Below are 3706 nucleotides of genomic sequence, written 5' to 3'. Positions count from 1 at the left end.
CGACGGTGCGCGCGTCGCTGTCGACGACGACCTCGACGGGGCGCTCCTCGCCGTGCTCGATCGCGTTGCCGACGAGGTTCCGCATGATGCGGCGGACACGGCGGGCGTCGAGCTGCATCGTGGTGTGCCCGCCGGGGGTGCGGAGCCGGAGGTCGACACCGGCGCGCTCGGCCAGGGGGCGGAACTCCTCGACGATGTCGGCGGCGAGCGCAGCGGGGACGACCGGCTCGGTCTCGAGCTGGACGGCCTGGGCGTCGTAGCGGGAGATCTCGAGGAGGTCGGCGAGGAGCAGCTCGAAGCGCTCGACCTGGGCGTGCAGGAGCTCCGCCGACCGCGCGACGGCCGGCTCGAAGGCGTGCCGGGAATCGTAGAGCACGTCGCCGGCGAGGCGGATCGTGGTGAGCGGGGTCCGGAGCTCGTGCGAGACGTCCGAGACGAACCGCTGCTGCACCCGCGAGAGTTCGGCGAGCTGGGTGATCTGACGACTCACGGCGTCCGCCATGCCGTTGAAGCTCCGGGCGAGCGTGGCGATGTCGTCACTGCCGTGCACCGGGATGCGCTCGTCGAGGCGTCCGGCGGCGATCTTGCGGCTCGTCTCGGCCGCACCGCGGATCGGCACGACGACGAGCCGGACGACGAGGCTCGTGACGAGGGCGATGAGGACGATGAGGGCGACGCCGCCGATCGAGAGCGTCTGCGACACGAAGTCGAGGGTCTGCTGCGCGTCGGACAGGTCGTACACGAGGTAGAGCTCGTACTGTCCGGCGCTCGGGATCTGCAGCGTCGAGCCGACCGCGAGCCCGGGCTGCCGACGCCCGCCGTCGTCGAGCTCGACCGGCTGCAGGCTGAGGCGTCCGGTGTCCTTGCCGACCTCCTTGCGGAGCGAGTCCGTGATGACGGCGTCGGGGAAGTCCGGGGTGACGATCGTCTGCAGGGTCTGCGGCGTCGTCTGGTTCGGGCTGCGCTCGATGGCGACGTCGGTGCCGCCGGGGCTCGTCGTGTTCGACAGGATCGCCTGCTGCGCCTCGTTCTGCAGGGTCTCGAGCTCGGACTGGTTGTTGTCCTCGCCCGCGGTCGCCGCGTCGAAGATGTTCTGCGCGACGATCGTGGCCCGCGCGGACTCCGCCTCGATCTGGTCACGGCGCTGGGCGTAGACGTTGTTCGAGATGCTCACCATGACGGCGGTGCCGATCACGGCGACGGCGAGCCCCGTCGTGATGACGGTGATGGCCACGGAGCGGACCAGGAGCGACCGCCGCCACAGGTACGCGACGCCCCGCCAGGCGCGACGGCCCCACCGGCGGAGTCGGCGACCGGTCCGGCCGAGCGTGCCGGTGGCGACCGGGCGGGGTCCGGACGGTGCGCGCCGCGGCACGGTGCTCAGGCTCCTCCGGCCCGGTACCCGACGCCGCGGACGGTCGTGACGATCTTCGGGTTGTCCGGGTCGTGCTCGATCTTGGCGCGGAGGCGCTGCACGTGCACGTTCACCAGGCGGGTGTCCGCCTTGTAGTGGTAGCCCCAGACCTGCTCGAGGAGCATCTCGCGCGTGAACACCTGGTTCGGCTTCTCGGCGAGGGCGCGCAGCAGGTCGAACTCGAGCGGGGTGAGGGCGATGACGGTGTCGCCGCGGCGCACCTCGTGCCCGGGGACGTCGACGGTGAGGTCCCCCACGTGGAGCACGGTCGAGTCGGTTGCGGTCGGTCGCAGCCGGGTGCGGATGCGGGCGACGAGCTCCTTCGGGTTGAAGGGCTTCACGACGTAGTCGTCGGCGCCGTTCTCGAGACCGGCGACGACGTCGGCGGTGTCGCCCCGGGCGGTGAGCATGATGATCGGCGTGCCGCTCTCGGCGCGGATCCGCTTGCACACCTCGATGCCGTCGATGCCGGGGAGCATGACGTCGAGCAGCACGAGGTCCGGCTCGGTGCCGCGGAACGCCTCGACGGCCGCGTTGCCGTCGGCGCTGAACTCGGGCTCGAACCCCTCGGAGCGGAGGACGATGCCGATCATCTCGGCGAGGGCCTGGTCGTCGTCGACGACGAGGATGCGCGGTGTCATGTGATGGGGGCTTCCGTCCCTGTGGAGCGTGCGGTGCCCGTCCGGCACCGATCCTCACGATAGCCGGTGCCCCCGCCGCGCACGGTTTTCCGACAGGATGGGACNGGACCGCGTGTCCGCGTGCGGTCCGGTGAGGGGGTGCGGCATGTCCGACTGGCAGGTTCCGGGGTCCGGTGGCGCCGAGGGGCGTCCGCCTGGAGGCCCGCAGCAGCCCGGCACGCCCCCGCCGTCCGCCGCGTGGCCGGGTGGGCCCGGCCCGTCCGCATCGTGGCCGGGTGGGCCCGGCCGGAGCGGCGCCCGGCCGGGTGGTCCCGTCCCGTCGGGCCCGGGTCCCGCCGGGTCGCGACCGGTCGTGCCACTGCGGCCGCTCGGTCTCGGCGACGTCCTCGGCGGCGCGTTCACGGTCTTCCGGCGGAACGCCCGCGTCCTGCTGCTCTGGAGCTTCCTGGTCACCGGGGTCGTCGGGGCGCTGGCGAAGGTCGTGTCGACGCTCGCCCAGGGCGGCCTGCAGTCGCGGATGTTCTCCTCCCTCGACTCGGCCGGGTCGTCGTCGGATGCGGCGTCGATCGCCGCGGGGACCGCCACGGCGTTCGTCCTGCTCTCGGTGGGCCTGCCGTTCGTGGCAGCGCTCTTCCGCGGGTTCCTGCTCGCGCCGGTCGCGGTGGACACCGGACAGCGCGTGCTCGGACGCCGTGCGACGTTCCGTGGCATCTGGGGGCTGCTTGCCGGTCGTCGCTGGTCCGTCGTCGCGTGGGTGCTCCTGCAGGCAGCGGCCGGGGTGCTCCTCGGGGGCGTCTTCCTGGTGCTGTTCATCGGGTTCGTCGCCGGCCTCGCGGGCAGCCGTGCGAGCTTCGGCTGGTTCCTGCTCGCAGCGGTCGTGGTCGCGCTCGGGGGCGGTGTGGTCTCGACCTGGCTCGCGACGAAGTTCGCGTTCACGATCCCGACGATCGCGCTCGAGGGCCGCGGGGTCTTCTCCGCAGCGGCGCAGTCGTGGCGCCTCACGCGCGGGGCGTTCTGGCGCACGTTCGGCATCATGCTGCTCGTCACCGCGATGTTCGCGTTCGCGGTGTCGATCGCGTCGTTCCCGCTGCAGGTGGCCACGGTCTTCGTCAGCGGGGTGTTCGACCCGCTCGGGCAGACCTCGGGGTCGTCCGGGCCCGGGGTCTGGTCCGTCGTCGTCGTGGTGCTCGGAGCACTCCTGGTCACGGCGGTGCAGTGCGTGACCGACGTGCTGTCGGGGTCGGTCCTGACCCTGCTGGCGATCGACCGGCGCATCCGGACCGAGGGACTCGACCAGCGCATCGCCGCGCACCTGGACACCGGGCAGCCGGCCGACCCGTTCGCCCCCGCGGAAGCCCTCCCGGTCCGGCCCCCGCAGCAGCCGTGGGGACCCCAGCAGCCCTGGGGACCGCAGCCGCCGCAGTGGCAGCAGCAGCAGTGGGCGCCGCCGCAGTGGGGCGGGCCGCGGTGAGCGCGGTCGACCCGGACGAGGCCCGACGCCTGCTCGAGCAGGAGCTGCAACGGGCCGAGTACGACGGCGCACGGGCCACCTGGTGGGACCGGGCGTCGAAGGCCGTCCTCGACTGGCTCGGCTCGTTGCGCGCGGACGGCCTGGACTCCCCCGCGGTCGGGCACACCGTGCTGGTGATCG

General features: G+C 73.0%; 3 protein-coding genes and 1 pseudogene. 2 read left to right on the top strand and 2 right to left on the bottom strand.

Going from position 1 to position 3706, the window contains the following annotated elements:
* The coding region (gene mtrB / locus I59_RS15515; RefSeq protein WP_022904653.1) for an MtrAB system histidine kinase MtrB at window positions 1-1375 on the bottom strand (1375 nt) is incomplete at its 3' end.
* A gap of 5 nt (window positions 1376-1380) precedes the next feature.
* Window positions 1381-2055 (bottom strand): MtrAB system response regulator MtrA, encoded by a 675-nt coding sequence (gene mtrA / locus I59_RS15510; protein ID WP_022904652.1) that lies wholly within the window; start codon window positions 2053-2055, stop codon window positions 1381-1383.
* 352 nt (window positions 2056-2407) lie between these two features.
* On the opposite strand from mtrA, the gene I59_RS15505 reads away from it, so the two are divergent.
* Window positions 2408-3526 (top strand): glycerophosphoryl diester phosphodiesterase membrane domain-containing protein, encoded by a 1119-nt coding sequence (locus tag I59_RS15505; RefSeq protein WP_022904651.1) that lies wholly within the window; start codon window positions 2408-2410, stop codon window positions 3524-3526.
* Window positions 3523-3706 (top strand): annotated as a pseudogene (locus I59_RS15500) (hypothetical protein); the annotation flags it as partial. The gene I59_RS15505 and the pseudogene I59_RS15500, both read left to right, overlap by 4 nt.

This window comes from Curtobacterium sp. B8 (genome assembly GCF_000333315.1).
Taxonomy (GTDB): Bacteria; Actinomycetota; Actinomycetes; order Actinomycetales; family Microbacteriaceae; genus Curtobacterium; species Curtobacterium luteum.
Note: the sequence above shows the minus strand (reverse complement) of the source record. Positions and strands in the feature narration are given on the sequence as shown.

Coding starts and splice junctions, on each gene's coding strand:
- mtrA (WP_022904652.1), bottom strand. CDS start 2,055: ATGACACCGCGCATCCTCGTCGTCGACGACGACCAGGCCCTCGCCGAG.